This window comes from Phycicoccus jejuensis (assembly GCF_000720925.1).
Taxonomy (GTDB): domain Bacteria; phylum Actinomycetota; class Actinomycetes; order Actinomycetales; family Dermatophilaceae; genus Phycicoccus; species Phycicoccus jejuensis.
Window position 1 is genome coordinate 19,812 of sequence record NZ_JOEE01000005.1, and the last position, 26,506, is coordinate 46,317.

A 26,506-nucleotide genomic window follows, 5' to 3' on the forward strand; every position below is an offset into this window, starting at 1 on the left:
GGAAGGAATCCCTTGCCCCGGGAAGGTGTGGTTGCGCTCCGGAAGGGATCCCTTGCCCCGGGAAGGTGTGGTTGCACTCCGGAAGGGATCCCTTGCCCCGGGAAGGAGCGGTTGCGCCCCGGAAGGGATCCCTTGCGGCGCGAGGGTGTGGTTGCGGGAGGAAGGGATTCCTTCCGGACCGCATGGATGCCGTAAGCACCCCATGGACGGCCGGGCGCCGCACCCGTCGCCGGGGCCCGCTGCCACCGCGCGGCGACCCGCTCCGAGCGCTAGCGTGCCGGGATGGCAGCGACGCGCGAGCGGCCCCCGTGGACCGGCGACGAGCGCACGCAGCTCCTCGGGTGGTTCGACCTGCAGCGGGGCATCGTCCGGCTCAAGTGCGAGGGCCTCTCCGACGCGGACGCGCACCGGGTCCTCCTACCGTCCTCGCCGCTGCTCACCGTCGCCGGGATCGTGGGCCACCTGACGGCGGTCGAGGACCTGTGGTTCCGTGAGGTCCTGCTCGGGGAGTGGGGCGACGGGCCGGGCCTCGGCCCCGACGCCGGGGAGGACGACGAGTTCCGTGTGGCGGGCCGCCCGCTGCACGCCCTGCTCGCGGGGTACGCGGCCGCCTGTGCCCGCTCCGACGCGGCGATCGCGGCGCACGACCTCGACGACACCGGCAGCACCGCCCTGCACGCCGTCGGGGGCGCCACGCTGCGCTGGATGGTGCAGCACATGCTCGAGGAGACGGCCCGGCACGCAGGCCACCTCGACCTGCTGCGCGAGATGCTCGACGGCGAGACCGGCTACTACTGACCGACCGGGCGTCGGGGACCGTCGGGCGCCGGCGCTAGCCTCACGGGGTGGCACAGGACGGGACCGACCTCTTCGGCGCGGCCGCGCAGGCGGCGGACGGCGCACCGACCTCCGTCGTGCCCCCGCTGGCCGTCCGGATGCGCCCGCGCAGCCTCGACGAGGTGCGCGGCCAGGCCGACGTGCTGCGCCCCGGCAGCCCCCTGCGCCGCCTCGTCGAGGGCAGCGGCGGCGCGGCCGGCCCGCTGTCGGCCATCCTCTGGGGTCCGCCCGGCACCGGCAAGACGACCCTCGCGCACCTCGTCGCCACCGCCTCGGAGCGCGAGTTCGTCGAGCTGTCCGCCGTGACCGCCGGGGTCAAGGACGTCCGCCAGGTCATGGAGCAGGCCCAGCGCACGCGCGACCTCTACGGCCGCCAGACCGTCCTGTTCCTCGACGAGATCCACCGCTTCACCAAGGCCCAGCAGGACGCGCTCCTGCCCGGCGTCGAGAACCGCCAGGTCGTCCTCGTCGCCGCGACGACCGAGAACCCCAGCTTCTCGGTCATCGCCCCGCTCCTGTCGCGCTCGATGCTCGTCACCCTCGTGTCGCTCACGGACGAGGACGTCGCCGACGTCCTCACCCGCGCCACCGCGGACGAGCGCGGCCTCGCCGGCGCCTACGCGCTCGCCGACGACGCCCGCGAGCACCTCGTCCGACTCGCCGGGGGCGACGCCCGCCGCGCGCTGACCTTCCTCGAGGCCGCCGCCGGGGTAGCCGACGACTCCGTGGCCCCCGGGGCGGCGCGCCCCGAGCCGCTCGTCGTCACGCTCGCGCACACCGAGCAGGCGGTCGCCCACGCAGCCGTGCGCTACGACCGCACCGGCGACCAGCACTACGACGTCGCCTCGGCGCTCATCAAGTCGATGCGCGGCTCCGACGTCGACGCCGCCCTGCACTACCTCGCCCGGATGCTCGAGGCCGGCGAGGACCCGCGCTTCATCGCCCGGCGCATCGTCATCTCGGCGTCCGAGGACGTCGGGATGGCCGACCCGACCGCCCTGCAGACCGCCGTCGCGGCGATGCACGCCGTCGCGCAGATCGGGATGCCCGAGGCGCGGATCATCCTCGCGCAGGCCGTCGTCCACAACGCCCTCGCGCCGAAGTCGAACGCGGCCTACGGCGGCATCAACGCCGCCATCGCCGACGTCCGCGCCGGGCGCGGTGGCTCGGTGCCGCTGCACCTGCGGGGCAGCGGCTACGGCGGCGCGAGCCGGATCGCCGAGGCCTCGGCCAAGGCGGCCGGCCGCTCGAAGGCCCCCGCGTACGTCTACGCGCACGACGAGCCGGACGGCGTCGCCGCCCAGCAGTACCTCCCTGACGACCTGGCCGGCGCGGCCGACTACTACCACCCGACGGACCGCGGCTTCGAGGCCCGGTTGCAGGAGCGCTGGCGCTGGCTGCGGGAACGGCTCGGGCGCTGACCTACGGTGGGGGGATGGACACCGACGCGACCCTGGCCGCCCACGAGGACCAGCTGGAGGCCGACCTCGCGACGCTGACCGCGAGCCCGCCCGAGGGCGAGAACCTCTCGTTCGGCAAGCGCATCGGCGACGGCACCTCGCTCGCGGTCGACCGGCTCTCGGCCGTCGCCGTCCAGGAGCAGCTGCTCGACACGCTGACCCAGGTGCGCCGGGCGCGCGCCCGGGTCGCCGACGGCACCTACGGCACGTGCGAGGTCTGCGGCGAGCCGATCCCCGCCGCGCGCCTCGAGGCCCGCCCGTGGGCCGCCCGCTGCGTCCGCCACGCCTGAGCCCCCGGGAATGGGTGCGTCGGCCGCCACGGCCGCCCGGTAGGGTCGGCGCCATGGACGTCACGCTCGGAGGGATCGCGGGACTCGTCGCCGCGCTCGCGTTCGCCTACCTCGTCGTCCGGGTCGCCGGGCTCGTCGGCAAGGCGGGCCGGATCCTCGACGAGGCGCGCGAGAGCGTGCGCACGACGACCGAGAACGTCCAGCCGACGCTCAAGAGCCTCACCGACACCGTCGGCCTGACCAACGACCAGCTCGCGCGGGTCGACGCCATCACGAGCTCGGTCTCGACCATGACGACCAACGCGTCCGCGCTCACGTCGGTCTTCGCCGCGACCGTCGGCTCGCCCCTCATCAAGGTCGCGGTCTACAGCTACGGCGTCCGCACGGCGGTCCGCGGCCTGCGCAAGGTCTCGTCGTGAGGATGCGCACCGCCGTCGGCCTGGCCGTGCTCGCGGGCGCGGCGTACGTCCTGTGGCGGCGCCCGGCCACGCGCCGGTTCGTCGCCACCGTCCGCGAGTCCGCGACCGAGCGCGAGGCCCAGCTGCGCGCGGCCGTCGAGACCGCCGTCCGCGAGGACGCCACCACCCGCGCGCCCCGCCACGCGGCCGACGCGCGCGTCCCGGACCTCGACGTCGACGCGGGCTGGGGCGAGGGCGAGGGCCGGTCGCTCACCCCCGAGGAGGCGCGTGACCTCCTCCTCGACCCCGCGGGCCGGGGCCGCCGAGCCGCCGACGCCGGGCCCGCCGACCGAGCTCGCTAGGGGCACCCGCCCCCGCCTCCGCACGCCCGTCACCCCCCTCGTGCGCACCGGCCTACGATCGAGGCTGCCCGCGCACGGCCGACCCCCAGGACTGAACCCGACATGGAAACCTCCGAGATCCGGCGCCGCTGGCTCGACTTCTTCGAGCGCAACGGCCACACCGTGGTCCCCTCGGCGCCGCTCGTCCACGACGACCCGAACCTCCTGTTCGTCAACGCCGGCATGGTGCCCTTCAAGCCGTACTTCCTCGGCCAGGAGACCGCGCCCTACGACCGCGCGACGAGCGTCCAGAAGTGCGTGCGCACCCAGGACATCGAGGAGGTCGGCAAGACCTCGCGGCACGGCACGTTCTTCCAGATGAACGGCAACTTCTCCTTCGGCGACTACTTCAAGGAGAAGGCCATCGCCCTCGCCTGGGAGCTCGTCACGACGCCGCAGGACCGCGGCGGCTTCGGCCTGGACCCCGAGCGCATCTGGCCGACCGTCCTCGACGGCGACGACGAGGCGCTCGGCATCTGGCACGAGCAGGTCGGCGTGCCGCTCGAGCGCATCGTGCGCCGCGGCCTCGCGGACAACTACTGGCACATGGGCGTCCCCGGCCCGGGCGGCCCCTGCTCCGAGATCTTCTACGACCGCGGCGCGGAGTACGGCCCCGACGGCGGACCGGCCGTCGACGAGGACCGGTTCATGGAGTTCTGGAACCTCGTCTTCATGCAGGAGAACCTCACCGAGGTCCGCACCAAGGTCGACTTCGACGTCAGCGGCCCGCTGCCGCGCAAGAACATCGACACCGGGATGGGGCTGGAGCGCATCGCGTCCATCCTCCAGGGCGTCGACAACATGTACGAGATCGACGAGGTCTACCCGGTCCTCGCCCGCGCGGCGGAGATGACCGGCAAGTCCTACGGCGCGCACTCCGGCCACTCGGCGGGCTCGAGCCACCCCGGCGACGTGCGGCTGCGCGTCGTCGCCGACCACGTCCGCTCCTCGCTCATGCTCATCGGCGACGGCGTGACCCCCGGCAACGAGGGCCGCGGGTACGTCCTGCGGCGAATGCTGCGCCGCTCGGTCCGCTCGATGCGACTGCTCGGCTACGAGGACCCCTGCCTGCCCGAGCTGCTGCCGGTCTCGCTCGAGCGGATGAAGCAGTCCTACCCCGAGCTCGAGGCCGGGTTCGACCGCATCGCGCAGATCGCCTACGCCGAGGAGGAGGCGTTCCGCCGCACGCTCGCGTCGGGCACGACGATCCTCGACACCGCGGTCGCGCGGACCAAGGAGTCCGGCGGCACGGTGCTCGCGGGCGACCAGGCCTTCCAGCTCCACGACACCTACGGCTTCCCGATCGACCTCACCCTCGAGATGGCGGCCGAGCAGGGCGTCGAGGTGGACCGCGACGGCTTCACCCGCCTGATGCAGGAGCAGCGCCAGCGGGCGAAGGCCGACGCGAAGGCCAAGAAGTCCGGGCACGTCAACACCGAGGTGTGGCGCGACCTGCGCGCCCTCGGCGCCACCGACTTCCGCGCCTACCAGGAGCTGATGAGCGAGGCCAGCGTGCTCGGCCTCGTCGTCGACGGCGAGCGGGTCGAGGAGGTCGAGCCGGGCACGCGCGCGCAGGTCGTCCTCGACCGCACCCCGTTCTACGCCGAGTCCGGTGGCCAGGTCGCCGACGAGGGCGTCATCACCGCCGACGGCCTCGAGCTGCGTGTCCTCGACGTGCAGCGCCCCGTCAAGGGCCTCATCGCGCACACCGTCGAGGTCGTCTCCGGGGCGCTGCGCTCCGGCTCGTCGGTCCTCGCGCAGGTCGACCGCGACTGGCGGGTGGCTGCGTGCCAGGCGCACTCCGGCACGCACGTCGTCCACGCGGCGCTGCGCCAGGTGCTCGGCCCGTCGGCGCTGCAGTCCGGCTCGTACAACAAGCCCGGCTACCTGCGCCTCGACTTCGCGTGGGGGCAGGCGCTCTCGCCCGAGACCCGCAGCGAGATCGAGGAGGTCGCCAACCTCGCGCTGCGCCAGGACCTCCCGGTCTCGGCCACGTACATGCCGCTGCCGCGGGCCCGCGAGATCGGTGCGCTCGCGCTGTTCGGCGAGACCTACGACGAGGACGTCCGCGTCGTCGAGATCGGCGGCCCGTGGAGCCGCGAGCTCTGCGGTGGCACCCACGTCGCCCACTCCAGCCAGATCGGCGCCCTCACCCTCACCGGCGAGTCGTCGGTCGGCTCCGGCGTGCGCCGCGTCGAGGCCTTCGTCGGGATGGACGCGCTGCGCCACCTCGCGAGGGAGCGGGCCATCGTCGCCGAGCTGACCGGCCAGGTCGGCGGGCGGCCCGACGAGCTCGCCGAGCGCGTCGCGGGCCTCATGGGGCGCCTGCGCGACGCCGAGCGCGAGCTCGACCGCCTGCGCAAGGAGCAGCTCCAGGCGCAGGCCGGCTCGCTGACCGACCGCGCCCGCGACGTCGGCGGCATCACCTTCCTCGGCCACGACGCCGGGGATGCCGGCGCCGACGACGTGCGCACGATGGTCCTCGACCTGCGCGGCCGCCTCGGCGACGAGCGCCCGTCGGTCGTCGCGATCACCGGGGTCGCCAAGGGCCGGCCCGTGGTCGTCGTCGCGACCAACCCGGCCGCGCGCGAGCGCGGCGTCAGGGCCGGCGAGCTCGTCCGCGCCGCGGCGCAGGCGCTCGGCGGTGGCGGCGGCGGCAAGGACGACATCGCCCAGGGCGGCGGGCAGGACCCGGCCAAGGTCGGGGAGGCGCTCGCCGCGGTCGAGTGGCGCGTCGGGGAGATCGCCGGCTGATGCCGGCTCCCGGCGCGGGGAGCGAGCGCGGCGCCCGGCTGGGCGTCGACGTCGGCTCGGTGCGCGTCGGGGTCGCCGTCAGCGACCCCGACGGCCTCCTCGCGACCCCGCTCGAGACGGTGCCGCGCACCTCGGAGGCGCCGGCCGCCCCGGGGGACGACGACGTCGAACGGGTGGCCTCGCTCGTCGCCGAGCACGCCGCCGTCCGGGTCGTCGTCGGGCTCCCGCGCTCGCTCTCGGGGGACGAGGGTCCCGCCGCGGAGCGCGCACGCACGTATGCTTCCGTGCTGGCGGTGCGCGTGGCACCCGTCCCGGTGCGGCTCGTCGACGAGCGGCTGACGACGGTGGACGCGCACCGGATGCTCCGGCAGAGCGGTGTGGCCGGGAGGCGGCAGCGGGCCGTGGTCGACCAGGCCGCGGCGGTGCTCATCCTCCAGGCCGCGCTCGACGCCGAGCGGTCGACCGGCGCCCCCGCGGGGGAGCAGGTCGGCGGACGACGGCGCAAGCCACGGACGAAGGGCACGACGACGTGAGCCACGACTTCACCGAGACCATCTTCGGTGACGAGGAGAGCCCCGAGCGGGGCCACCGCACGCGCCGCGAGGCGCACCGGCGGCGGCGGCCACCGCGCCGTCGTGGCCGCCGGCTCGTCGCGATCCTCCTGGCCCTCGGCCTCATCGGCGGCGCCGCCTACGGCGCCTGGACCGTCCTCGGACCCGGCGTGAGCGGCCTGTTCGGCGACGAGCCGACCGACGTCGACTTCGCCGGCCCCGGTGAGGGCGAGACGCGAGTCGTCATCAAGCAGGGTGACACCGGCGAGACCATCGCCTCGACCCTGCGCGACGCCGGGGTCACCAAGACCCGGACCGCCTACCTCGAGGCGGCCAAGGGGGACCCGGCGGCCGCGGCCGGCATCCAGCCCGGCACCTACGTCATGCTCAAGGGGATGCGCGGCGCCGACGCCTTCACCTTCCTCGCCGACCCCGACAACCGGTCCGCGAAGCGGGTGACGATCCGCGAGGGCCTGTGGAAGAAGGAGGTCTTCGCGGCGCTCGCCGAGGCGACGGGGGTCAAGGAGTCCGAGTACGAGAAGGCCGCGAAGGACGGCGAGGCGATCGGGCTGCCCGCCGCAGCCAAGGGCAACGTCGAGGGCTGGCTCTTCCCCGCGAGCTACGAGTTCGACGACGACACGACCGCCACGGAGCAGCTGACGCAGATGGTCGCGCTCACGAAGAAGGCGCTTCAGGACGCCGGCGTCGCCGAGAAGGACTGGGAGCGCACGCTCGTCATCGCCTCGATCGTCGAGGGCGAGGTGAGCGGCGACGCCGACCGCGGCAAGGTCGCGCGCGTGGTGCTCAACCGACTCGAGGGCGGCCCGCCGAGCTACGGCCTGCTCCAGATGGACTCCACCGTCCACTACCTCGCGCAGCAGCGCGGCAAGGCCGGCACCACCGACGCCCAGCGCGCCTCCGACAGCCCGTACAACACCTACAAGGTCCAGGGCCTGCCCCCCGGCCCGATCGGCAACCCCGGTGCCGCGTCCATCGAGGCGGCCGCGAACCCCGAGCCGGGTAACTGGGTGTTCTTCGTGACGGTCGACCCGAGCACCGGCGAGACGAAGTTCGCCAGCACCTCGGCCGAGCACGACCGCAACGTCCGCGAGTTCCAGCAGTGGTGCTCCGACAACCCCGGCCAGTGCTGAGGGCCGCGGTCCTCGGGTCGCCGGTCGCGCACTCCCTCTCGCCCGCGCTCCACGCGGCCGGGTACGCGGCGTGCGGCCTGGAGGACTGGGAGTACGGACGGCACGAGGTCGACGCCGCCGGGCTGCCGGCGTTCGTCGCCGGGCTCGACGACACCTGGCGCGGGCTGTCGCTGACGATGCCGCTCAAGGAGGCCGCCCTCGAGGTGGCGTCGAGCGTCTCCGACGTGGCGCGGCAGGCCGGCGCCGCGAACACCCTCGTCCGGCGCGACGACGGCGGCTGGGACGCGACGAACACCGACGTCTCCGGAGCGGCCGAGGCGCTGCGCCCGCACCTCCCGGGCGAGCCGCGACGCGCGCTCGTCCTCGGCGCCGGGGCCACCGCCCGCTCGGTCGTGCTGGCCCTGGCCGGCCTCGGCGTCACCACGCTCACCGTCCGCGCCCGTGACACGGCCAAGGGCGCAGACCTGCTCGCGTGGGCGCTCGACGCGGGCATCGGCATCCGCAACGGGTCGGTCGCCGCCATCGACGCGTGGGTGACGACGAAGGACGACGTCGTCGTCTCGACCGTCCCGCCGGCCGGGGGCGAGGACGTCGCCGCCACAGTGCCCGCGCAGCACGGCGGCGTCCTGCTCGACGTCGTCTACGCCGGCTGGCCGACGCCGGTCGCCCGGGCCGCCGCGGCGGCCGGGATGACGGTGGTCTCCGGGCTCGACCTGCTCGTCCACCAGGCCGCGGCGCAGTTCACCCTCTTCACCGGCCGGCCCGCGCCGGTCGAGGCGATGGCCGGCGCCGGGATCGCGGCCCTCGAGGGCCGCGCGTGACGATCTGGGGGGTCGCGGCGCTCGCCGCGCTCGTCATGGGCGTCGTCGGCCACCTCACGGGGCGCGAGCTTGCCACCGGCGGGTACCGCATCCCGGAGGACGAGGCGACCCACCCACCCGGCCACCCCTGGTGGACCGGCCCGGCGACGGCCGTCCTCGCCGCGCTGGCCGTCTGGTCGGTCGGCGACCTCGGCGGCTGGGCGGCCCTGCCGCCGTTCCTGCTCTTCGCCTGGCTGACCGTGGCCCTGGTCTGGATCGACCTCGACGTGCACCGCCTGCCCGTCGGCCTCGTCGTGCCGACCGGGGCCGTGCTCGCGGTCCTGCTCGTCATCGCCGTCGTCGCGACGGGGGGCCCGCGCTGGCAGGGCACCCTCGTCGGGGCCGGGCTCATGGGCGGGTTCTACCTGCTGCTGGGCATCATGCCGGGCGGCGGCGTCGGGGGCGGCGACGTGCGCCTGGCGCCCGTCATCGGCGCCCTGCTCGGCTTCCTGGGCGTCGGGCACGTCGTCGTCGGGATGGCCGCCGGCTTCCTCGTCGGAGGGGTGGCCGCCGCGGCGCTGCTGCTCCTGCGGCGGGTCGGGCTCGGCTCGGCGATCGCCTACGGGCCGGCCATGTGCCTCGGGGCCTGGGCCTCCGTCGTGCTCACGCCTCGCATCGTGACCGGCCTCGCGGGGGGCTGACCCCTCCGTGTCAGGATGGGCGCCATGCTGCGCTGGCTGACCGCGGGCGAGTCCCACGGACCCGCCCTCCTCGCGACCATCGAGGGCCTCCCCGCCGGGGTCGAGGTGACGACCGCCGACATCGCGGACGCCCTCGCCCGTCGCCGCCTCGGCTACGGCCGTGGCGCCCGGCAGAAGTTCGAGCAGGACGAGGTCGAGGTGCTCGGCGGGCTGCGGCTCGGACGCACCCTCGGCTCGCCGGTCGCCATCCGCATCGGCAACACCGAGTGGCCGAAGTGGCGCACCGTCATGAGCCCCGACCCGGTCGCCGCCGCCGACTACGCCGCCTCCGACGACGTCAACGCCGAGAAGGAGGTCGCCCGCAACCGGCCCCTGACCCGGCCGCGCCCCGGGCACGCCGACCTCGTCGGCATGCAGAAGTACGGCTTCGACGACGCCCGCCCGGTGCTCGAGCGCGCCTCCGCCCGCGAGACGGCCGCCCGGGTGGCCCTCGGCGCGGTCGCCGCCGCCTTCCTCGAGCAGGCCTACGGCATCCGGCTGCTCTCGCACACCGTCGCGATCGGCGCGGCCGGGGTGCGCGACGACGCCCCGCTGCCCGGGCCGGACGACGTGCCCGCGCTCGACGCCGACCCGGTGCGCGCCTTCGACGCCGAGGGCTCGGCCGCGATGGTCGCCGAGGTCGACGCCGCCCACAAGGACGGCGACACGCTCGGCGGCGTCGTCGAGGTCGTCGCCGTCGGGGTGCCGCCGGGCCTCGGGTCGCACGTGCACTGGGACCGGCGCCTCGACGCCCGGCTCGGCGCGGCCCTCATGGGCATCCAGGCGATCAAGGGCGTCGAGGTCGGCGACGGCTTCCGCACCGCGGCGCGCCGGGGCTCGCAGGCCCACGACGAGATGGAGCGCGGCGCCGACGGCGTCATCCGGCGCCGCACGCTGCGTGCCGGCGGCACCGAGGGCGGGATGTCGGTCGGAGGCGTCCTGCGGGTGCGCGCGGCGATGAAGCCGATCTCCACCGTCCCGCGGGCGCTCGACACCGTCGACGTCGCCTCCGACGAGCCCGCGACCGCCATCCACCAGCGCTCCGACGTGTGCGCCGTGCCCGCGGCGGGCGTCGTCGCCGAGGCGATGGTCGCGCTCGTCCTCGCCGAGGCCTGCCTCGAGAAGTTCGGCGGCGACTCCGTGGCCGAGACCGCCCGCAACCACCGCGCCTACCTCGACGCGATCCCCGCGTCGATGCGCACCTGGGAGTCCTGATGCCCCGCGTCGTCCTCGTCGGCCCGCCCGGGTGCGGCAAGACCACCACCGGGGAGGCGCTCGCCGCGCTGCTCAGGGTCCCGTTCCACGACACCGACGCCGCCGTCGAGGCCGCGCAGGGTCGGACTATCGGCGACATCTTCGTCGTCGACGGCGAGCCCGCGTTCCGGGAGCTCGAGCGGGCCGAGGTCGCGCGCTCGCTCGCCGAGGAGCCCGGCGTCGTCGCGCTCGGCGGGGGAGCGCCGGTCGACCCGCTGACCGAGCCCCTGCTCGCCGGCCACACCGTCGTCTTCCTCGACGTCGGGATCGCCGACGCCGCCAGGCGCATCGGGCTCGACCGATCGCGGCCGCTGCTCGCCGTCAACCCGCGCGCCTCGTGGGTGCGGCTGATGGGGGAGCGCCGGCCGGTCTACGAGCGGGTCGCGACGCACGTCGTCGACACCGCGGGCCGCCCGGCCGACGACGTGGCCGCCGAGATCGCGGGCCTGCTCGGGGCGCCGGCGTGAGCGAGCCGGTCGTCATCCCCGTCGGGGACCTCCACGACGTCGTCGTCGGGCGCGGGGTGCTCGACCGGGTGGCGGGCCTCGTGCCCGAGGGGGCGCGCCAGGTCCTCGTCGTCGGTCCGGAGGGGCTGGACCGCTACGCGGGACCGGTCGCGCAGTCGCTGCGCGCGGCCGGGCTCGTCGTCCACGAGGCGAGCGTGCCCGACGCCGAGCGGGCCAAGACCGCCGAGGTCGCCGCGTCGCTCTGGGCGGTGCTCGGGCAGCACGCCTTCACGCGCACCGACGCCGTCGTCGCGGTCGGCGGCGGCACCGTCACCGACCTCGCCGGCTTCGTCGCCGCGACGTGGCTGCGCGGGGTGGCGGTCGTCCACGTCCCGACGACGCTGCTCGCGATGGTCGACGCCGCGGTCGGCGGCAAGACGGGCATCAACACCGCCGAGGGCAAGAACCTCGTCGGCTCCTTCCACACGCCGGCCGGTGTCGTCTGCGACCTCGACGTCCTCTCGACGCTGCCGCAGGCGGACCTCGTCGCCGGGCTCGCCGAGGTGCTCAAGGGCGGGTTCATCGCCGACCCGCGCATCCTCGAGCTCGTCGAGGCCGCGCCGCAGGACGCGGTGCGCTGGGACGCGCCCGTCCTCGACGAGCTCGTGCGCCGCAAGGTCGCGGTCAAGGCCGAGGTCGTCGCCGGTGACCTTCGCGAGGCGTTCGCGCGGGAGGTGCTGAACTACGGGCACACGCTCGGGCACGCCGTCGAGCAGGTCGAGGGCTACCGGCGCCGCCACGGCGAGGCGGTGGCCATCGGGATGGTGTTCGCGGCCGAGCTCGGGCACCGCACGGGCACGGTCTCGTCCGAGCTGCTGGCCCGGCACCGGTCGGTGCTGGCGGCCGTCGGGCTGCCGACGACGTACGACGCGGCGCCCGTCGAGGAGCTGCTCGCCGTCATGGCGCGCGACAAGAAGTCGCGCGGCGCCCGGCTGCGCTTCGTCGTCCTCGACGGGCTCGCCCACCCGGTGCGCCTCGAGGGGCCGCCGGAGTCCCTCCTGCGCGAGGCCTACGCCGCCCTCGCCCCCTGACGCCTCTTCTCCCCGCGACCTGCGGTGGTCCGCGTGCGACCGCAGGGGGATCCGCGCAGGTCGCCCGGAGCAGAGCGGCGTCAGCGGGGCCTGTGGATGACGGCGTCGGCACTCCCTCCCGACGTGCCACCGTCGGGGGATGCTCGGCGACCCGCCACCCGCACCCTTCGACCCCGCGCTCCTGCGCGGGGCGCCGGACCTGCGCCCGATGGGTATCGACCCCGGTCGCCGTGGGTGGCACCACGTGCGCCACGGCGCCTGGGTCGACGAGGCGGTGTGGCGCGGCCTGACGCCCGAGCAGGGACACGCCGCCCTGGTGCACGCCACCGACCTCGCGGCGCGTCGGCCGGCCCGCAACGTCTACGCGCTCGAGTCCGCCGCGGCGGTGTGGGGCCTGCCCGTCATCGGAGCCTGGCCCCAGCACGTCACCGTGCTGCGGAGCCGGGCCGAGCAGCGCGGCTCGGCCGTCGTGCGCGTCCACGTCGGCCTGCCGACCGAGGGCGTCCTGCGCGAGGGCCTCAGGGTCACCGAGGTGGCGCGAACGGTCGTCGACCTCGCCCGGATGCGGTCCTTCGAGTCGGGGCTCACGGCTGCGGACCACGCCCTGCGCCATGCGATGACGACGCCCGAGGCACTGGTCGCAGCTGCCGGTGACGTGCCGCCGCGCGTGTGGGGGCGGCCCCGGGCGCTGCTCGTGGCCGAGCTCGCCGACGGGCGCTCCATGTCGCCGGGCGAGAGCCTGTCCCGGGCCCGCATGTTCACGTTGCGGCTGCCGCGCCCGACGCTGCAGGTCCCGCTGGAGGACGACGAGGGCCTCGTCGGGTTCGGTGACTTCGGGTGGCCCGGGGTGGTCGGCGAGGTCGACGGCCGGCGCAAGTACGCCGTCCCGGCGGGCGCCGACGCCGTCGCGGCCGAGCGCGCGCTGTGGGCCGAGAAGCTGCGGGAGGACCGCATCCGACGCCGATGGCGCCTGGCCCGGTGGGTCTGGGCGGATGCGCTCGAGGAGGCACGGCTCGCGCGGATCCTCCTCGCCCAGGGGGTTCGTCCCGTGGCGCGACCACGGTGGGTGGACCTCGGCGCCCGCGACGCGTCATGACACCCCTGCTCCGCGCGACCTGCGGTGGTGCGCGTGCGCTCGCAGGGGGATCCGCGCAGATCGCGGGGGGAAGGGCCGCTGCGGGGGAGGCGGCGTGGTCCGGGGGGTGGGGCGCGGGACGGTACGATGATCGCTGATCCCCCACCCCTCGCCGGGGTGACGCGCGCCCGCCCGACGGCGGTGCGCCGCTTCCGAGACACGAGAGAGATCCCGCACGTGGCATCGACCAACGACCTCAAGAACGGCCTCGTCCTCAACCTCGAGGGCCAGCTGTGGTCCGTCGTGGAGTTCCAGCACGTCAAGCCGGGCAAGGGCCCCGCGTTCGTGCGGACGAAGCTGAAGAACGTCCTGTCCGGCAAGGTCGTCGACAAGACGTTCAACGCCGGCGTCAAGGTCGAGACGGCGAACGTCGACAAGCGCACGATGCAGTACCTCTACAACGACGGCACCGACTTCATCTTCATGGACGGTGACACCTACGACCAGCTCCCCGTGAGCCCCGAGGTCGTCGGCGACGCCGCGAAGTACCTCCTCGAGAACCAGGACGCGATCGTGGCCCGCCACGACGGCTCGGTCCTCTACATCGAGCTCCCCGCCTCGGTCATCCTCGAGATCACCTACACCGAGCCGGGCCTCCAGGGCGACCGCTCGACCGGCGGCACCAAGCCGGCGACCCTCGAGACCGGTGCCGAGGTCCAGGTCCCGCTCTTCCTCGAGCAGGGCACGAAGATCAAGGTCGACACCCGCGACGGCTCCTACCTCGGCCGGGTCAGCTGACCCGTGGCCGCTCGCACCAAGGCCCGCAAGCGCGCCCTCGACCTGCTGTTCGAGGCGGAGCAGCGGGGCATCGACGCCGCGGAGCTGCTGCGTGAGCGGCTGGCCACGCCGGTCACCGAGCACGCGCTGCCCGAGCTGACCGCCGACCTCGTCACCGGGGTCTCGGAGCGCCGCGAGACGATCGACGAGCTCATCACCACCTACGCGCAGGGCTGGTCCCTGAAGCGGATGCCCGCCGTCGACCGCAGCATCCTGCGGCTCGGCGCGTGGGAGGTCCTGTACTCGCCGGACGTCCCCGAGGCCGTCGCCATCAGCGAGTGGGTCGGGCTCGCCACCGAGCTCTCGACCGACGACAGCCCCCGGTTCGTCAACGGCCTGCTCGGCCGGCTCGCCGAGGTCAAGCCGACGCTCGCCTGAAAACCGGTTGCCGCAGTGCCGTGCGGGCGGCACGGTCGGGGGATGAGCGTCCGCCCGGCCACCACCGCCGACCTGCCGCTGCTCGGCCCCCTCGAGGACACCGGCGACCGGCAGTTCACCGACCTCTTCGGTGACCTCGGCTGGCCGGCGGCCACGCCGGGGGAGGAGCGCGCGGGGGTGCCGGGGTTCCTCCTCGTCGCGACCGACGACGAGACCCCGGGCGCGCCGGTCGTCGGGTTTGCCCACGTCCTCGACCTCGGGGGCGCGTGGCACCTCGAGCAGCTCTCGGTCGACCCCGACCACCAGGGGCGAGGCCACGGCACCGCGCTGCTCGCGGCCGTCGACACCGAGGTCGCCGCGCGGGGCGGCGGCACGCTCACCCTCATGACCTACGCCGCCGTCGCGTGGAACGGCCCGTTCTACGCGCGGCGGGGCTGGGCGGAGGTCGAGCCCCCGGCCCGCCTGGCGCCGATGCTCGCGGCCGAGGAGCGCGAGGGGCTGGCGCGGCACGGTCGGCGGATCGCGATGGAGCGCCGCTGACGCGGCGTTCGCACCCGGGGTCAGCGGGCGCCGGCGCTCGCGAAGACCACCTCGGGCCACGGGGACGCGGCCAGCCAGGCGCGGTAGGTCTCGGTGTCCGCGTCCGCCGGCGGGAAGAGCGGCTGGCGTGCGGCAACCGCCGCGACGGCCGGACCGTCGGCGTCGACCGCGCAGGAGGCCGCACCGGCAGTGGGGGGAGCGATGGTCGTCACGGGGGCCTCCTTCGGGATCGGGCGGGTGCTGCGACAGCACCAGTGCATCACAGTGTGTTGGGGCAGGCATAGCGATGCGTTATGCGTCTCACGACCCGGATGACGTCCGTGCCGGGTGCCGCCCGTGGGGGCTGGCGCCGGCCCGCGCACCGTGCTGGACTGTGCGGATGAGCACGCTCGGGCCGCGGCTGGCCGCTGCGATCGCCGCCAAGGACCCCGACACCGTCCGCGCGCTCGTCGCCCCCGACGTCGACTTCCGTGGGCTCACCCCCGGCCGCGCGTGGGAGGGCACCGGCGCGGAGGCGCTCGTCGAGGTGTTGTTCGGCGCGTGGTTCGAGCCCTCCGACGAGGTCCGGGCGCTGCTCGACGTCACCGTCGGCGCGCCCGTGGAGGACACCGAGCGCGTCTCGTACCGGCTGGCGCTGCGCAACGGCGACGGGGACTTCACGGCCGAGCAGCAGGCGTACTACCGCACCGAGGGCGAGCGCATCACGTACCTGCGCGTGCTCTGCTCCGGCTTCCGGCCGCACACCTCCGGCTGATTGACCGCACCCGCGGCACCCGTCGGGTCAGCGGCCGTCGCGCGGCCCGAAGACCGTCAGGGCCACGAACGGCATGTGCGTGTGCCCGCAGCAGACGGTCCGCACCGCCTCGGGTACGTCCGCGAACGCCTCGGCCCACCGCCCGAGCCGCGTGTCGACGAGGACGACCTCGTCGTCGTCGCGGGGGCTGCCGTGGCAGAAGAGCACGTCGCCGAACCCCTCGACCGACCGGACCGCGGGGTGGGGGAGCCCGGCGAGCAGCTCCACCTGGTCGGGCCGCAGCACCTTCGCCGCGAACACCGACTCGGGGTGCTCGCAGCGGCCTCCGCGCGCGACCTCGACGACCTCGCGGTCGGCGTTTCCCCGGACGAGCAGCCCCCGGTCGCCGAGCGCGGTGAGGGCGTCGAGCGTCTCGACGGGCATCGGCCCCGACACGAGGTCGCCCGTCACGACGACGAGGTCGGCGGCGCGGACGTCGGGCTCGGCGGTGACGGCCTCGAGCACCGGGAGGACCCCGTGCGTGTCGGACAGCAGGGCGACGGAGCGGACGGCGACGACCATCCACCGACCCTAGGCGCGGCGGCGTCCACGGGGCGGGCCGGAGTGCGACCCGTCCGCCGTCGGCCGCTAGAGTGGCCACCGCAAGACCGCTCGACGTCCTTTAACGACCTGTCCCGTGAGGCAGGGAAGGAGGTCCGCGCCTGTGCGCGCTGACGACATGCTGCCCACCGCAGACGATGCCGCCGCTCCCGGTGCCCCCCGCACCGTGATGAGCGAGCCGGACGTCGCGAGAGCCCTCCGCCGCATCGCCCACGAGATCGTCGAGCGCAACAAGGGCGCCGACGACCTCGTGCTGCTCGGCATCCCGACCCGCGGGGTCGAGCTGTCGCGGCGCCTCGCGGCCCTCCTCCAGGAGGTCGAGGGCGTCGAGGTCCCGGTCGGGGCGCTCGACATCACGATGTTCCGCGACGACTTGCGCCACCAGCCGACCCGGGCGCCGATGCCGACGCGCATCCCGCCGGGCGGCGTCGACGACCGTGTCGTCGTCCTCGTCGACGACGTCCTCTACTCGGGCCGGACGATCCGCGCGGCGCTCGACGCCCTCGCCGACCTCGGCCGCCCGCGGGCCGTGCGCCTCGCCGTGCTCGTCGACCGCGGGCACCGTGAGCTGCCGATCCGGGCCGACCACGTCGGCAAGAACCTGCCGACGGCCCACAGCGAGCGGGTCATGGTGCGGCTCACCGGGGTCGACGACGCCGGCGACTCGGTGACCATCGCCTCCGGCGAGACGCGCGCCGGCCGCCCCTCGACCCCGGGAGGTGCGCGATGAGGCACCTGCTCTCCAGCGCGGACCTGACCCGCGACGACGTGCGGATGCTCCTGGCCACCGCCGCCGAGATGCACGACGTGCAGCGGCGCGACGTCAAGAAGCTGCCGACCCTGCGCGGCCGCACGATCATCAACCTCTTCTTCGAGGACTCCACCCGCACCCGCAGTAGCTTCGAGATCGCGGGCAAGTGGATGAGCGCCGACACGATCAACATCACCGGCAAGGGCTCCTCGACGAGCAAGGGCGAGTCCCTGCGCGACACCGTGATGACGATCGACGCGATGAGCGTCGACTGCGTCGTCATCCGCCACATGGCCAGCGGCGCCGCGCACCAGGTGGCGCAGTGGGTCGACGCGAGCGTCGTCAACGCCGGCGACGGCACCCACGAGCACCCGACGCAGGCCCTGCTCGACGCGTACACGATGGAGCAGCGCCTCGGCAGCCTCGAGGGGCGCCGGGTCGCGATCGTCGGCGACCTCACGCACAGCCGGGTCTTCCGCTCCAACGCGATCACGCTGCGCCGCCTCGGCGCCGAGGTCACGCTCGTCGCCCCGCCGACGCTCATGCCGAGCGGCATCCGACCCTGGGCCGAGCGCGACGGCCTGCACCTGACCGACGACCTCGACGCCGTGCTCGCCGACGGTCCCGACGCGGTGATGATGCTCCGCGTCCAGCGCGAGCGGATGAGCGGCGGCTTCTTCCCGACCCCGAGGGAGTACACCGTGGGCTTCGGCCTGACCCGCGACCGGCTGCGCGCCCTGACCGACGCCAACCCCGAGGCGGTCATCTGCCACCCGGGCCCGATGAACCGCGGCCTCGAGATCAGCGCCGACGCCGCCGACGGGGCCCGCAGCCTCGTCCTCGACCAGGTGTCGGCGGGGGTGGCGGTGCGGATGGCCGTGCTCTACCACCTGCTGGCCGGCGAGGAGGTGGCCGCGTGAGCGACCTGCTCATCACCGGGGTCACCTGGCACGACGCCGACGGCACGCCGCGGACCGGCGACGTCGCCGTCCGCGAGGGGACGGTCACCGAGGTCGGCCGCGTCGAGGACACCGAGGGCCTGACCCGCCACGACGCCGACGGCCTCACCCTCCTGCCCGGCTTCGTCGACCTGCACACCCACCTGCGCCAGCCCGGCCGCGAGGACGCCGAGACCGTCGTGTCCGGCTCGCGCGCCGCCGCGGTCGGCGGCTACACGGCGGTCCTCGCGATGGCCAACACGACCCCGGTCACCGACACCGCCGAGGCGGCCGAGCACGTCCAGCGCCTCGGGCGCGACTGCGGGCTCGTCGACGTCGTCCCGGTCGGAGCCGTGACCAAGGGCCTCGAGGGCGCCGAGCTCGCCGAGCTCGGGCTCATGCACCGCAGCCGTGCCCGGGTCACCGTCTTCTCCGACGACGGGCGCTGCGTCGCCGACCCCCGCGTCATGCGCCGCGCGCTGGAGTACCTGCGGCCCTTCGACGGGGTCGTCAGCCAGCACAGCCAGGACCCCTCGCTCGCCGGCCCGCAGGCCTGCTGCCACGAGGGCGAGCTGTCCGGGCGCCTCGGCCTGCCGGGGTGGCCGCCGGTCGCGGAGGCGAGCATCATCGCCCGCGACGCCATGCTCGCCCGGCACACCGGCGGACGGGTCCACGTCGCGCACGTGAGCACCGCCGAGGGCCTCGACGTCGTGCGCTGGGCGAAGGAGCGCGGCATCCGGATGACCGCCGAGGTCGCGCCGCACCACCTCGCGCTCGGCACCGACCTGCTGACCGGGTACGACCCGGTCTACAAGGTCAACCCGCCGCTGCGTCCCACCGAGGACCAGGAGGCGCTGCGCGAGGGCCTGGCCGACGGCACGATCGACGCCGTCGCCACCGACCACGCCCCGCACGCGCGGCACGACAAGGAGCACGCGTTCGTCGACGCCGCGTTCGGGATGCTCGGCCTCGAGACCGCGTTCTCGGTCGTCCACGACCTCCTCGTCACCACCGGCCGGATGACGATGGCCGACCTCGCCCGTGTCCTCTCGACGGCGCCGGCGGGCATCGCCCGCCTCGCCGACCACGGTCGTCCCGTCGCCCCCGGCGAGCCGGCCAACCTCGTGCTCGTCGACCCCACGGCAGCGGTCACCGTCGACCGTGACGCCTCCCACTCCCTGTCCCGCAACACCCCGTGGCACGGGCGCACCCTCACCGGGGCCGTGCACACGACGATCCTGCGCGGTGCCGTCACCGCGCGGGAAGGAGAGCCCGCACCGTGCTGACCACCCGCGAACCCGCCGTCCTCGTCCTCGAGGACGGGCGCACCTTCACCGGCTCCGCCTACGGCCGCCGCGGCGAGACCGTCGGCGAGGCCGTCTTCTCGACCGGCATGACCGGCTACCAGGAGACGCTCACCGACCCGAGCTACCACCGCCAGGTCGTCGTCATGACGGCGCCGCACGTCGGCAACACCGGCTGGAACGACGAGGACGACGAGTCGGGCCGCATCTGGGTCGCGGGCTACGTCGTGCGCGACCCCGCGCTGCGCCCCTCGAGCTGGCGCAGCCGCCGCACCCTCGAGGACGAGCTCGACGCGCAGGGCGTCGTCGGCATCTGCGACGTCGACACCCGGGCCCTGACCCGCCACCTGCGCGAGCGCGGCGCGATGCGGGTCGGCATCTTCTCCGGCGAGCTCGCCGCGCGCCCGGGCCCGGAGCTCCTGCAGCGGGTCACCGAGGCGCCGCCGATGACCGGCGCGTCGCTCGCCGCCGAGGTCGCCACGAAGGAGGCCTACGTCGTGCCGCCGGTGGGGGAGAAGCGGTTCACCGTGGCCGCCGTCGACCTCGGCATCAAGTCCAACACCCCGCGGATGATGGCCGAGCGCGGCATCGAGGTGCACGTCCTGCCGGCCACCGCGACCCTCGAGGAGGTCCGCGCGGCCGGCCCCGACGGCGTGTTCTTCTCCAACGGCCCCGGCGACCCGGCGACGGCCGACGTCCAGGCCGAGCTGCTCCGGGGCGTGATGCGCGAGGGCATCCCGTACTTCGGCATCTGCTTCGGCAACCAGATCCTCGGCAAGGCGCTCGGGTTCGGCACGTACAAGCTCAAGTACGGCCACCGCGGCATCAACCAGCCGGTCATGGACCGCACGACCGGCAAGGTCGAGGTCACCGCCCACAACCACGGGTTCGCCGTCGACGCCCCGCTCGAGGGCTCGACGAGCACCGACTTCGGCGAGGCGAGCGTCAGCCACGTCTGCCTCAACGACGACGTCGTCGAGGGCCTCGAGGTCCGGCGGGACGGGCGGCTCGTCGCCTTCTCCGTCCAGTACCACCCGGAGGCCGCGGCCGGCCCGCACGACGCCGCCTACCTCTTCGACCGCTTCTGCGATCTCATGACCAGCAACCAGGAGGTGCGCGCCTGATGCCGAAGCGCGACGACATCAAGAGCGTCCTCGTCATCGGCTCCGGCCCGATCGTCATCGGGCAGGCGTGCGAGTTCGACTACTCCGGCACCCAGGCCTGCCGGGTGCTGCGCGAGGAGGGCATCCGCGTCGTCCTCGTCAACTCCAACCCGGCGACGATCATGACCGACCCGGAGTTCGCGGACGCCACCTACATCGAGCCGATCACCCCCGAGATCGTCGAGAAGATCATCGCCAGGGAGCGGCCGGACGCCGTCCTCGCGACCCTCGGCGGCCAGACCGCGCTCAACTGCGCGATGGAGCTGCACGAGCGCGGCGTCCTCGAGCGCTACGGCTGCCCGCTCATCGGCGCCAACGTCGAGGCCATCCAGCTCGGCGAGGACCGCGAGAAGTTCAAGGGCGTCGTCGACCGCTGCGGCGCCGAGTCGGCCCGCTCGGCCATCTGCCACACGATGGACGACCTCATGGCCGCGGCCGACGACCTCGGCTACCCGGTCGTCGTCCGCCCGTCCTTCACGATGGGCGGCCTCGGCTCCGGCTTCGCGCACACCCCGGAGGAGCTGCGGCGCATCGGTGGCGCGGGCCTGCAGTACAGCCCGGTCACCGAGGTGCTCCTCGAGGAGTCGATCCTCGGCTGGAAGGAGTACGAGCTCGAGCTGATGCGCGACACGGCCGACAACGTGGTCGTCGTCTGCTCCATCGAGAACCTCGACCCGATGGGCGTGCACACCGGCGACTCGATCACCGTCGCTCCGGCCCTCACCCTCACCGACCGCGAGTACCAGCGGCTGCGCGACATCAGCATCGCGGTCATCCGCGAGGTCGGCGTCGACACCGGCGGCTGCAACATCCAGTTCGCGGTCAACCCCGAGGACGGCCGGATCATCGTCATCGAGATGAACCCGCGCGTCTCGCGCTCCTCGGCGCTGGCGTCCAAGGCCACCGGCTTCCCGATCGCGAAGATCGCGGCGCGGATGGCCATCGGGTACACGCTCGACGAGGTGCCCAACGACATCACGCAGGAGACCCCGGCCTCCTTCGAGCCGACGCTCGACTACGTCGTCGTCAAGTGCCCGCGCTTCGCGTTCGAGAAGTTCCCCGCGGCCGACGACACGCTGACCACGACGATGAAGTCGGTCGGCGAGGCGATGGCCATCGGCCGCTCCTTCACCGAGGCGCTCCAGAAGGCGCTGCGCTCGCTCGAGAAGGCCGGCAGCAGCTTCCACTGGGACGGCCCGCGGCCGACGACCGAGGCGGCCCGCGCGCTGCTCGACTCGGCGCGCCGGCCCACCGACGGCCGCCTCGTCCAGGTCCAGCAGGCGCTGCGCGGCGGCCTGTCGGTCGAGGAGGTCCACGACGCGACCGGCATCGACCCGTGGTTCCTCGACCAGATCGAGCTCGTCAACGAGGTCGCCGAGCACGTCGCGACCGCCGAGGAGCTGACCCCCGAGCTGCTGCGCCTCGCGAAGCGCCACGGCTTCAGCGACACCCAGCTCGCGTCGCTGCGTCGGATGCCCGAGGCCGTCGTCCGCGGCGTCCGCCACGCGCTCGGGGTGCGCCCGGTCTACAAGACGGTCGACACCTGCGCGGCCGAGTTCGCCGCCCGGACGCCGTACCACTACAGCGCCTACGACGAGGAGACCGAGGTGACGCCGCGCGAGCGGCCCGCCGTGCTCATCCTCGGTTCGGGCCCGAACCGGATCGGGCAGGGTGTCGAGTTCGACTACTCCTGCGTCCACGCGAGCTTCGCCCTGCGCGACGCCGGCTACGACACCGTGATGGTCAACTGCAACCCCGAGACGGTCTCGACCGACTACGACACGAGCAGCCGCCTCTACTTCGAGCCGCTGACCCTCGAGGACGTCCTCGAGGTCGTCCACGCCGAGCAGCAGGCCGGCCCTGTCGCCGGCGTCGTCGTCCAGCTCGGCGGGCAGACCCCGCTCGGCCTGGCCAAGGCGCTCAAGGAGGCGGGCGTGCCGATCGTCGGCACCTCGCCCGAGGCCATCGACCTCGCCGAGGACCGCGGGGCGTTCGGCCGCGTCCTCCACGAGGCCGACCTGCCCGCCCCGAAGCACGGCACGGCGTACAGCGCGGCCGAGGCCGTCGAGATCGCGCGCGAGATCGGCTACCCGGTGCTCGTGCGCCCGTCGTACGTCCTCGGCGGCCGCGGGATGGAGATCGTCTACGACGACGAGACGCTCTCGGGCTACGTCGAGCGCGCGACCGTCGCGAGCCCGGAGCACCCGGTGCTCGTCGACCGCTTCCTCGACGACGCGATCGAGATCGACGTCGACGTCCTCTACGACGGTGAGGACATGTACCTCGGCGGGATCATGGAGCACGTCGAGGAGGCCGGCATCCACTCCGGCGACTCCTCGTGCGCGCTGCCGCCGGTCACCCTCGGCGCGACCGAGCTCGAGCGGGTGCGCGAGTCGACCCTCAAGCTGGCGCAGGGCATCGGCGTGCGCGGCCTCATGAACGTCCAGTTCGCGCTCGCCCAGGACATCCTCTACGTCCTCGAGGCCAACCCGCGGGCGTCGCGCACGGTGCCGTTCGTCGCCAAGGCGACCGGTGTGGCCCTCGCCAACGCGGCGGCCCGGATCATGCTCGGCGCCTCGATCGCGCAGCTGCGTGAGGAGGGCGTCCTGCCCCGCCACGTCGACGGCGGCCGGATGCCGGCCAGCGCGCCGGTGTCGGTCAAGGAGGCCGTCCTGCCCTTCAAGCGGTTCCGGACCGCCGAGGGCCTGGTCGTCGACAGCCTGCTCGGCCCGGAGATGCGCTCGACCGGCGAGGTCATGGGCATCGACCGCGACTTCGGCCGGGCGTTCGCCAAGAGCCAGCTCGGCGCGCTCAGCGGGTTGCCCACGAGCGGAACGGTGTTCGTGTCCGTGGCCAACCGCGACAAGCGCGCGATCATCTTCCCGGTCAAGCGGCTGGTCGACCTCGGCTTCCGCATCCTGTCGACCTCGGGCACAGCAGAGGTGCTGCACCGCAACGGGATCGAGGCCGACGTGGTGCGCAAGCACGCCGAGCGCGGCGAGCACGAGCAGTCGGTGGTCGACCTCATCAACGCGGGCGAGATCGACATGGTCGTCAACAGCCCGAGCGGACCGAGCGCCACGACGCGCGCCGACGGCTACGCCATCCGGGCCGCGACGGCCGCGATGGACAAGCCGATCGTCACCACCGTGCAGCAGCTGTCGGCGGCCGTCCTCGCCATCGAGGCCGTGCAGCGCGACGACCTCGACGTCATGTCGCTGCAGGAGCACACGGCGGCCCTCGACCTGTTCGGCATCGGGGCGCAGGCGTGAGCGGGAGCGGGGTCGTCCAGGTCGCCGGCGAGGTCGTCGCCAACCGGCGGGTCGGGGCCTACCACCACCTGACGATCGTCGCGCCGGGAGTCGCCGAGCTCGCCCGGCCCGGCCAGTTCGTCGCGCTCGCGGTCGGCGGCCCGACGTCGGCCAACCTCCTGCGCCGCTGCTTCTCGCTGCACAAGGTCAAGGCGTCCGGCACCTACGGCGGCACCCTCGACGTCGTCGTCGCCGCGCACGGCCCGGGCACGCAGTGGCTGACCGGCCTGTCGACGCACGACGCCGTCGACGTCGTCGCGCCCCTCGGCCGGCCCTTCCCGCTGCCGGCCGAGCCGGTGCCCTGCGTCCTCGTCGGCGGCGGCTACGGCTCCGCGCCGCTGTTCTGGCTCGCCGAGGCCCTGCGCGAGCGGGGCTGCCACGTCGAGATGGTCCTCGGCGCGGCGTCCGAGGACCGGCTCTTCGGCGTCGTCGAGGCGCGGCGCAGCGCCGACGGCGTCACCGTCACCACCGACGACGGCTCGGCCGGGCGCAGGGGCTGGGTCTCCGACGTCCTCGGCGAGGTGGTCGACCGCACCGGGGCCGGCGTCGTCTACGCCTGCGGCCCGATGGGGATGCTCCGCTCGGTCACCGAGGTCGCACAGGCCCACGGGGCCGTCGCGCAGGTGGCCGTCGAGGAGTCGATGGCCTGCGGCATCGGCGTCTGCATGACCTGCGTCATGCCGGTGCGCGGCACCGACGGCACGACCCGGATGGTCCGCTCCTGCGTCGAGGGTCCGGTCTTCCGCGGCGACCTCGTGCGCTGGGACGCCATCGGCGGGGGCATCACCCGCGTGCCCGAGGACGCGGTGGGCGCCCCGAGGCCGGGGGGTCACTGATGGTCGACATGAGCACGACGCTCGCCGGCGCCACGCTGCCCAACCCGGTGATGACCGCGTCCGGCTGCGCCGCCAACGGCAAGGAGCTGCACCGCTTCTTCCCGGTCTCCGACCTCGGCGCGTTCGTCACCAAGACCGTGATGCGCGACCCGCGCTCCGGCCGGCCGACGCCGCGGATGGCCGAGACCTCGTCCGGGATGCTCAACTCGATCGGCCTCCAGGGGCCGGGCATCGACGCCTTCTGCGAGCAGGACCTGCCGTGGCTCGCCGCGCAGGGCGCCCGCGTGCTCGTCTCGGTCGCGGGCAACACCGCCGAGGAGTTTGGCGAGGTCGTCCAGCGCCTCGTCGCCTCGCCCGCGTGGCCGTGCGTCGTCGGGGTCGAGGCGAACATCTCCTGCCCCAACGTCGCCAACCGCGGGCTCGTCTTCGCCTGCGACCCGGTCTCGTCCGAGCGCGTCGTCCAGATCGTCCGCACCCGCGTGCCCGAGGGGGTGCCGGTGTTCGCCAAGCTCACCCCCGACGTCACCGACATCGTCGCGATCGCCGACGCGGTGCTGCGCGCCGGCGCCGACGGCCTGACGATGATCAACACCCTGCTCGGCATCGTCATCGACACCGACCTGCTGCGCCCGCAGCTCGCCGGCGTCACCGGCGGGCTCTCCGGCCCGGCCGTGCGCCCGGTTGCCGTCCGCGCCGTGTGGCAGGTCACCGCCGCGATGCGCGCGGGCACCATCCCGACAGCACCGGTCATCGGGGTCGGGGGAGTGCGCACCGGGGCGGACGCGCTCGAGCTCGTCGCCGCCGGCGCCTCGGCGGTGCAGGTCGGCACCGCCACGTTCAACGACCCGTCCGCGCCGCGCCGCGTGCTCACCGAGCTCGAGGAGCACCTCGCGCGGCACGGCTTCACCCGCTTCGCCGACGCCGTCGGCGTCGCCCACGAGAGGATGGCCGCCCTGTGAGCCAGGTTCCCTTCGGCACGCGGCTGCGCACCGCGATGGACGAGCACGGCCCGTTCTGCCCCGGCATCGACCCGCACGCCGCCCTCCTCGAGGCCTGGGGCCTGCCGGACACGGTCGACGGCCTCGAGCGCTTCGCGATGACCTGCGTCGAGGCCTTCGGGGGCCAGGTCGCGTGCGTCAAGCCGCAGTCCGCGTTCTTCGAGCGGTTCGGGTCGCGCGGCGTCGCCGTCCTCGAGCGGACCCTGGAGGCCCTGCGCGAGGCCGGCACGCTGTCGCTGCTCGACGCCAAGCGCGGCGACATCGGCACGACGATGGGCGGCTACGCGCAGGCCTACCTCTCCGACGACTCGCCGGTGCGTGCCGACGCGGTGACCGTCAGCCCCTTCCTCGGCTACGGCTCGCTGCGGCCTGCGCTCGACCTCGCCGCCGCCACGGGGCGCGGCGTGTTCGTCCTCGCGCTCACCTCCAACCCGGAGGGTCCGTCCGTCCAGCACGCGGCCGTCGACGGGCGCACCGTCGCCGCGTCGGTCGTCGAGGGAGCCGCCGCCGACAACGCCGACGCGCGCTCCGCCGGAGGTCTCGGGAGCGTCGGGCTCGTCGTCGGCGCGACGGTCGGCGACGCCGCCCACACCCTCGGCCTCGACCTCGCCGGGTCGGCCGCGCCGCTGCTCGCCCCGGGCCTGGGCGCCCAGGGCGGGACCCCCGAGGGGCTGCGCGCGACCTTCGGCGACGCGCTGCCCCAGGTGCTCGGCAACAGCTCCCGCGAGGTGCTCGGCGCGGGTCCCGACACCACCTCGCTGCGTGCCGCGGCCCGCCGTTCCGCGGCCGAGCTGGTGGCCGTCGTCGAGGCGGCGCGGCCCTGACTCGGGAGCGCTCCCGCGACCGGT

General features: G+C 74.6%; 28 protein-coding genes. 26 read left to right on the forward strand and 2 right to left on the reverse strand.

The genetic code is table 11. From position 1 onward, the window contains the following. Nucleotides 1–282 precede the first annotated feature (282 nt). The 17 genes from IG69_RS0111230 (at nucleotide 283) to IG69_RS0111310 (ending at nucleotide 15,003) form a co-directional block, all read left to right on the forward strand. A complete protein-coding gene (locus IG69_RS0111230; protein ID WP_030528262.1) occupies nucleotides 283–798 on the forward strand; it encodes a DinB family protein in 516 nt (171 codons plus the stop codon). A 47-nt stretch (nucleotides 799–845) separates the two neighbouring features. Next, nucleotides 846–2,258 (forward strand): replication-associated recombination protein A, encoded by a 1,413-nt coding sequence (locus IG69_RS0111235; RefSeq protein WP_030528263.1) that lies wholly within the window; start codon nucleotides 846–848, stop codon nucleotides 2,256–2,258. A gap of 14 nt (nucleotides 2,259–2,272) precedes the next feature. After that, nucleotides 2,273–2,587: a TraR/DksA family transcriptional regulator gene (locus IG69_RS21035; RefSeq protein ID WP_051750462.1), complete on the forward strand. Its 315-nt coding sequence runs from the start codon at nucleotides 2,273–2,275 to the stop codon at nucleotides 2,585–2,587. Nucleotides 2,588–2,640: 53 nt separating this feature from the next. Continuing rightward, nucleotides 2,641–3,006 (forward strand): DUF948 domain-containing protein, encoded by a 366-nt coding sequence (locus tag IG69_RS0111245; protein ID WP_030528265.1) that lies wholly within the window; start codon nucleotides 2,641–2,643, stop codon nucleotides 3,004–3,006. Between the two features lie 2 nt (nucleotides 3,007–3,008). After that, complete coding sequence (locus tag IG69_RS20220; RefSeq protein WP_036829860.1) at nucleotides 3,009–3,347, forward strand: hypothetical protein; 339 nt, start codon at nucleotides 3,009–3,011, stop codon at nucleotides 3,345–3,347. 102 nt (nucleotides 3,348–3,449) lie between these two features. Further along, complete coding sequence (alaS, locus tag IG69_RS0111255) at nucleotides 3,450–6,140, forward strand: alanine--tRNA ligase (RefSeq protein WP_030528266.1); 2,691 nt, start codon at nucleotides 3,450–3,452, stop codon at nucleotides 6,138–6,140. Next, nucleotides 6,140–6,673: a Holliday junction resolvase RuvX gene (ruvX, locus tag IG69_RS0111260; RefSeq protein ID WP_030528267.1), complete on the forward strand. Its 534-nt coding sequence runs from the start codon at nucleotides 6,140–6,142 to the stop codon at nucleotides 6,671–6,673. Before alaS ends, ruvX begins: the two co-directional genes overlap by 1 nt. Next, on the forward strand, nucleotides 6,670–7,842 hold the full coding sequence (mltG, locus tag IG69_RS0111265) for an endolytic transglycosylase MltG (protein ID WP_051750463.1): 1,173 nt from the start codon (nucleotides 6,670–6,672) through the stop codon (nucleotides 7,840–7,842). The genes ruvX and mltG overlap by 4 nt, the downstream gene beginning before the upstream one ends. After that, nucleotides 7,836–8,663: a shikimate dehydrogenase gene (locus IG69_RS0111270; RefSeq protein WP_342666162.1), complete on the forward strand. Its 828-nt coding sequence runs from the start codon at nucleotides 7,836–7,838 to the stop codon at nucleotides 8,661–8,663. The genes mltG and IG69_RS0111270 overlap by 7 nt, the downstream gene beginning before the upstream one ends. Continuing rightward, complete coding sequence (locus IG69_RS21040; protein ID WP_051750464.1) at nucleotides 8,660–9,343, forward strand: prepilin peptidase; 684 nt, start codon at nucleotides 8,660–8,662, stop codon at nucleotides 9,341–9,343. Before IG69_RS0111270 ends, IG69_RS21040 begins: the two co-directional genes overlap by 4 nt. Before the next feature lie 24 nt (nucleotides 9,344–9,367). Beyond that, nucleotides 9,368–10,597 (forward strand): chorismate synthase, encoded by a 1,230-nt coding sequence (aroC, locus tag IG69_RS0111280; RefSeq protein ID WP_030528271.1) that lies wholly within the window; start codon nucleotides 9,368–9,370, stop codon nucleotides 10,595–10,597. Further along, nucleotides 10,597–11,103, forward strand: coding sequence for a shikimate kinase (locus IG69_RS0111285; protein WP_030528272.1), 507 nt, complete (start codon nucleotides 10,597–10,599; stop codon nucleotides 11,101–11,103). The genes aroC and IG69_RS0111285 overlap by 1 nt, the downstream gene beginning before the upstream one ends. After that, a complete protein-coding gene (aroB, locus tag IG69_RS0111290) occupies nucleotides 11,100–12,173 on the forward strand; it encodes a 3-dehydroquinate synthase (RefSeq protein ID WP_030528273.1) in 1,074 nt (357 codons plus the stop codon). The genes IG69_RS0111285 and aroB overlap by 4 nt, the downstream gene beginning before the upstream one ends. A gap of 139 nt (nucleotides 12,174–12,312) precedes the next feature. Further along, entirely contained in the window at nucleotides 12,313–13,269 is a 957-nt protein-coding gene (locus IG69_RS20230; protein WP_051750465.1) for a hypothetical protein, read from the forward strand. A gap of 216 nt (nucleotides 13,270–13,485) precedes the next feature. Further along, nucleotides 13,486–14,046: an elongation factor P gene (gene efp / locus IG69_RS0111300; RefSeq protein WP_030528275.1), complete on the forward strand. Its 561-nt coding sequence runs from the start codon at nucleotides 13,486–13,488 to the stop codon at nucleotides 14,044–14,046. A 3-nt stretch (nucleotides 14,047–14,049) separates the two neighbouring features. Further along, nucleotides 14,050–14,463: a transcription antitermination factor NusB gene (gene nusB, locus IG69_RS0111305; protein ID WP_030528276.1), complete on the forward strand. Its 414-nt coding sequence runs from the start codon at nucleotides 14,050–14,052 to the stop codon at nucleotides 14,461–14,463. 42 nt (nucleotides 14,464–14,505) lie between these two features. After that, the gene (locus IG69_RS0111310; RefSeq protein WP_030528277.1) at nucleotides 14,506–15,003 is read left to right on the forward strand and encodes a GNAT family N-acetyltransferase; all 498 of its coding nucleotides are present in this window, start codon (nucleotides 14,506–14,508) and stop codon (nucleotides 15,001–15,003) included. Nucleotides 15,004–15,023: 20 nt separating this feature from the next. On the opposite strand, the gene IG69_RS0111315 is transcribed toward IG69_RS0111310, so the two are convergent. After that, nucleotides 15,024–15,215 (reverse strand): hypothetical protein, encoded by a 192-nt coding sequence (locus IG69_RS0111315; protein WP_030528278.1) that lies wholly within the window; start codon nucleotides 15,213–15,215, stop codon nucleotides 15,024–15,026. A 167-nt stretch (nucleotides 15,216–15,382) separates the two neighbouring features. Between IG69_RS0111315 and IG69_RS0111320 the strand changes: the two genes are divergently transcribed. After that, complete coding sequence (locus IG69_RS0111320) at nucleotides 15,383–15,757, forward strand: nuclear transport factor 2 family protein (protein WP_030528279.1); 375 nt, start codon at nucleotides 15,383–15,385, stop codon at nucleotides 15,755–15,757. 27 nt (nucleotides 15,758–15,784) lie between these two features. Here the strand turns inward: IG69_RS0111320 and IG69_RS0111325 are convergent, their stop codons facing one another. Beyond that, nucleotides 15,785–16,318, reverse strand: coding sequence for a metallophosphoesterase family protein (locus tag IG69_RS0111325; protein ID WP_051750466.1), 534 nt, complete (start codon nucleotides 16,316–16,318; stop codon nucleotides 15,785–15,787). A 157-nt stretch (nucleotides 16,319–16,475) separates the two neighbouring features. On the opposite strand from IG69_RS0111325, the gene pyrR reads away from it, so the two are divergent. The 8 genes from pyrR to pyrF are packed head-to-tail and all read left to right on the forward strand — an operon-like array spanning nucleotide 16,476 to nucleotide 26,482. Then, nucleotides 16,476–17,087 carry a bifunctional pyr operon transcriptional regulator/uracil phosphoribosyltransferase PyrR gene (gene pyrR, locus IG69_RS0111330; RefSeq protein WP_051750499.1) on the forward strand — a complete coding sequence of 204 codons (612 nt, stop codon included), beginning with the start codon at nucleotides 16,476–16,478 and terminating at the stop codon, nucleotides 17,085–17,087. Continuing rightward, nucleotides 17,084–18,028 (forward strand): aspartate carbamoyltransferase catalytic subunit, encoded by a 945-nt coding sequence (locus IG69_RS0111335; protein WP_030528282.1) that lies wholly within the window; start codon nucleotides 17,084–17,086, stop codon nucleotides 18,026–18,028. The genes pyrR and IG69_RS0111335 overlap by 4 nt, the downstream gene beginning before the upstream one ends. Beyond that, nucleotides 18,025–19,332 carry a dihydroorotase gene (locus IG69_RS0111340; protein WP_030528283.1) on the forward strand — a complete coding sequence of 436 codons (1,308 nt, stop codon included), beginning with the start codon at nucleotides 18,025–18,027 and terminating at the stop codon, nucleotides 19,330–19,332. Before IG69_RS0111335 ends, IG69_RS0111340 begins: the two co-directional genes overlap by 4 nt. Then, nucleotides 19,326–20,474 carry a glutamine-hydrolyzing carbamoyl-phosphate synthase small subunit gene (gene carA / locus IG69_RS0111345; RefSeq protein WP_030528284.1) on the forward strand — a complete coding sequence of 383 codons (1,149 nt, stop codon included), beginning with the start codon at nucleotides 19,326–19,328 and terminating at the stop codon, nucleotides 20,472–20,474. Before IG69_RS0111340 ends, carA begins: the two co-directional genes overlap by 7 nt. Further along, a complete protein-coding gene (carB, locus tag IG69_RS0111350; RefSeq protein ID WP_030528285.1) occupies nucleotides 20,474–23,785 on the forward strand; it encodes a carbamoyl-phosphate synthase large subunit in 3,312 nt (1,103 codons plus the stop codon). The genes carA and carB overlap by 1 nt, the downstream gene beginning before the upstream one ends. Further along, complete coding sequence (locus IG69_RS0111355; RefSeq protein WP_030528286.1) at nucleotides 23,782–24,660, forward strand: dihydroorotate dehydrogenase electron transfer subunit; 879 nt, start codon at nucleotides 23,782–23,784, stop codon at nucleotides 24,658–24,660. The genes carB and IG69_RS0111355 overlap by 4 nt, the downstream gene beginning before the upstream one ends. Before the next feature lie 8 nt (nucleotides 24,661–24,668). After that, entirely contained in the window at nucleotides 24,669–25,619 is a 951-nt protein-coding gene (locus IG69_RS0111360; protein WP_245616131.1) for a dihydroorotate dehydrogenase, read from the forward strand. Next, nucleotides 25,616–26,482 (forward strand): orotidine-5'-phosphate decarboxylase, encoded by an 867-nt coding sequence (gene pyrF, locus IG69_RS0111365; RefSeq protein ID WP_030528288.1) that lies wholly within the window; start codon nucleotides 25,616–25,618, stop codon nucleotides 26,480–26,482. The genes IG69_RS0111360 and pyrF overlap by 4 nt, the downstream gene beginning before the upstream one ends. Nucleotides 26,483–26,506: the final 24 nt, after the last annotated feature.

Bases quoted from the DNA above. Each gene is read 5' to 3' on its own strand.
- IG69_RS0111230 (WP_030528262.1), top strand. From the start codon at position 283: ATGGCAGCGACGCGCGAGCGGCCCCCGTGGACCGGCGACGAGCGCACG.
- IG69_RS21035 (WP_051750462.1), top strand. From the start codon at position 2,273: ATGGACACCGACGCGACCCTGGCCGCCCACGAGGACCAGCTGGAGGCC.
- IG69_RS0111245 (WP_030528265.1), top strand. From the start codon at position 2,641: ATGGACGTCACGCTCGGAGGGATCGCGGGACTCGTCGCCGCGCTCGCG.
- IG69_RS20220 (WP_036829860.1), top strand. From the start codon at position 3,009: ATGCGCACCGCCGTCGGCCTGGCCGTGCTCGCGGGCGCGGCGTACGTC.
- alaS (WP_030528266.1), top strand. From the start codon at position 3,450: ATGGAAACCTCCGAGATCCGGCGCCGCTGGCTCGACTTCTTCGAGCGC.
- ruvX (WP_030528267.1), top strand. From the start codon at position 6,140: ATGCCGGCTCCCGGCGCGGGGAGCGAGCGCGGCGCCCGGCTGGGCGTC.
- aroC (WP_030528271.1), top strand. From the start codon at position 9,368: ATGCTGCGCTGGCTGACCGCGGGCGAGTCCCACGGACCCGCCCTCCTC.
- IG69_RS0111285 (WP_030528272.1), top strand. From the start codon at position 10,597: ATGCCCCGCGTCGTCCTCGTCGGCCCGCCCGGGTGCGGCAAGACCACC.
- IG69_RS20230 (WP_051750465.1), top strand. From the start codon at position 12,313: ATGCTCGGCGACCCGCCACCCGCACCCTTCGACCCCGCGCTCCTGCGC.
- IG69_RS0111310 (WP_030528277.1), top strand. From the start codon at position 14,506: ATGAGCGTCCGCCCGGCCACCACCGCCGACCTGCCGCTGCTCGGCCCC.
- IG69_RS0111320 (WP_030528279.1), top strand. From the start codon at position 15,383: ATGAGCACGCTCGGGCCGCGGCTGGCCGCTGCGATCGCCGCCAAGGAC.
- IG69_RS0111325 (WP_051750466.1), bottom strand. From the start codon at position 16,318: ATGGTCGTCGCCGTCCGCTCCGTCGCCCTGCTGTCCGACACGCACGGG.
- pyrR (WP_051750499.1), top strand. From the start codon at position 16,476: ATGCTGCCCACCGCAGACGATGCCGCCGCTCCCGGTGCCCCCCGCACC.
- IG69_RS0111335 (WP_030528282.1), top strand. From the start codon at position 17,084: ATGAGGCACCTGCTCTCCAGCGCGGACCTGACCCGCGACGACGTGCGG.
- carB (WP_030528285.1), top strand. From the start codon at position 20,474: ATGCCGAAGCGCGACGACATCAAGAGCGTCCTCGTCATCGGCTCCGGC.
- IG69_RS0111360 (WP_245616131.1), top strand. From the start codon at position 24,669: ATGAGCACGACGCTCGCCGGCGCCACGCTGCCCAACCCGGTGATGACC.